The organism is Citrobacter sp. wls757, from assembly GCF_005280935.1.
GTDB lineage: Bacteria > Pseudomonadota > Gammaproteobacteria > Enterobacterales > Enterobacteriaceae > Citrobacter > Citrobacter portucalensis.
This window is the reverse complement of sequence record NZ_SZWU01000018.1, coordinates 1-1,034: the sequence shown is the minus strand read 5'-3', so window position 1 is coordinate 1,034 and position 1,034 is coordinate 1. Positions and strand designations below refer to the sequence as shown.

Here is a 1,034-nt window from a genome sequence, read left to right as displayed (position 1 = left end):
GCATTCGACCAGATCGATAACGCGCCGGAAGAAAAAGCTCGTGGTATCACCATCAACACTTCTCACGTTGAATATGACACCCCGACTCGCCACTACGCACACGTAGACTGCCCGGGCCACGCCGACTATGTTAAAAACATGATCACCGGTGCTGCGCAGATGGACGGCGCGATCCTGGTTGTTGCTGCGACTGACGGCCCGATGCCGCAGACTCGTGAGCACATCCTGCTGGGTCGTCAGGTAGGCGTTCCGTACATCATCGTGTTCCTGAACAAATGCGACATGGTTGATGACGAAGAGCTGCTGGAACTGGTAGAAATGGAAGTTCGTGAACTTCTGTCTCAGTACGATTTCCCGGGCGACGACACTCCGATCGTTCGTGGTTCTGCTCTGAAAGCGCTGGAAGGCGAAGCAGAGTGGGAAGCGAAAATCATCGAACTGGCTGGCTTCCTGGATTCTTACATCCCAGAACCAGAGCGTGCGATTGACAAACCGTTCCTGCTGCCTATCGAAGACGTATTCTCCATCTCCGGTCGTGGTACCGTTGTTACCGGTCGTGTAGAACGCGGTATCATCAAAGTTGGTGAAGAAGTTGAAATCGTTGGTATCAAAGAGACTGCTAAGTCTACCTGTACTGGCGTTGAAATGTTCCGCAAACTGCTGGACGAAGGCCGTGCTGGTGAGAACGTTGGTGTTCTGCTGCGTGGTATCAAACGTGAAGAAATCGAACGTGGTCAGGTACTGGCTAAGCCGGGCTCTATCAAGCCGCACACCAAGTTCGAATCTGAAGTGTACATTCTGTCCAAAGACGAAGGCGGCCGTCATACTCCGTTCTTCAAAGGCTACCGTCCGCAGTTCTACTTCCGTACTACTGACGTGACTGGTACCATCGAACTGCCAGAAGGCGTAGAGATGGTAATGCCGGGCGACAACATCAAAATGGTTGTTACCCTGATCCACCCAATCGCGATGGACGACGGTCTGCGTTTCGCAATCCGTGAAGGCGGCCGTACTGTTGGTGCGGGCGTTGTTGC

Annotated in this window: 1 protein-coding gene; it reads left to right on the top strand. The window is 53.3% G+C overall.

Annotation, left to right across the window (positions count from 1 at the left end; all coding sequences use genetic code 11):
- Nucleotides 1-1,034, top strand: a 1,034-nt coding sequence (gene tuf / locus FDW94_RS05615) for an elongation factor Tu (RefSeq protein WP_065772070.1), incomplete at both ends; no start/stop codon positions are given.